Origin of the sequence: Mesorhizobium sp. M4A.F.Ca.ET.050.02.1.1 (genome assembly GCF_003997725.1) — a bacterium.
In the GTDB taxonomy this organism is placed as follows: domain Bacteria; phylum Pseudomonadota; class Alphaproteobacteria; order Rhizobiales; family Rhizobiaceae; genus Mesorhizobium.
In genome coordinates this window covers 1-929 of sequence record NZ_RZSG01001284.1, presented here as the reverse complement: position 1 = coordinate 929, position 929 = coordinate 1, and the positions used below count along the sequence as shown (strand labels likewise).

The window sequence follows — 929 nt, the reverse complement described above, 5'->3', positions numbered from 1 at the left end:
CAGCGGGCCGAAGAAGGCGGTCTCAAGCTGCCGCCGGCAGGCGCCAGCGACCTAGCCGGCCTGCCACTCGACGAGCTGCTGAAAGCTCTTGTCAACGCGAGCAGGCCGAAGCGCCGCACAAACGGCAAGAACGCCGATTTCACGCTGCGATCGAACGAGATCGGGCGCATCGAGGCCAAGCTCGCCAACACCGAGCAGCAGCTCGTCGCCCTCGAAGCCCGCCGGGCCGACGTCGACGTGCTCGACGACAAGGCGTTGAACCACTACCAGCGGCAGCTCACCGACGCCCAGCAGACGGTCCTGACGCTGCGCGCCGCTCGTGACGCCAAGGTGGCCGCCCATGAGCGCGAGACCGCCGCCGAAGCCCGGCAGGCCTTCGGAGAGACCACATGCGCGACGATCGCCAACAGCGCCGCCGCCTACACCAGCACCCTCGAAGAGCTTGCCATTGCCGTGGCTAAGATCGCCACTCTGAAAGCCGACCTCGACGAGCACAAACAGACCCTCGAAGGTGCGGCCCTCAACGCCATCCAGCGCGGCCGGCCCGATCTGGCCCACGACGTCCCCGAGCTGATCCGGCGCGCCGTCAATCGCGAAATCGCCCCCAAGGCGCTCGCCAGCTCGGTCAAGCTGCCCGAGCGTTACGGCGAGACCGACGAGCAGTGGCATGCGCGCCTGTTCCAGACGCTCCAGCAGCACGCCGAAGGCCGCATCCGTGGTGACGATCGCGACCAGCGGAACCTTCGCCACGACCGGCCGCGCATTGAACGGGCTAAGGCGCTCGACGTAGAGCGCCGCGACGACGAGGACGACGCCGCCTACGGCCTGCGTCTGTTCGCGCACCTCGCCGAAAACCTGCCCTGCAGGCAGGCCGAAGGCGAGACCGACGCCGAGCACAACGCCCGGCTCTTCGAAACACTGGCCAAGAC

General features: G+C 68.2%; 1 protein-coding gene. It reads left to right on the top strand.

Features of this window, described 5'->3' with window-relative positions:
• Positions 1 to 929, top strand: a 929-nt coding sequence (locus EOA33_RS39575) for a hypothetical protein (RefSeq protein WP_190234518.1), incomplete at both ends; no start/stop codon positions are given.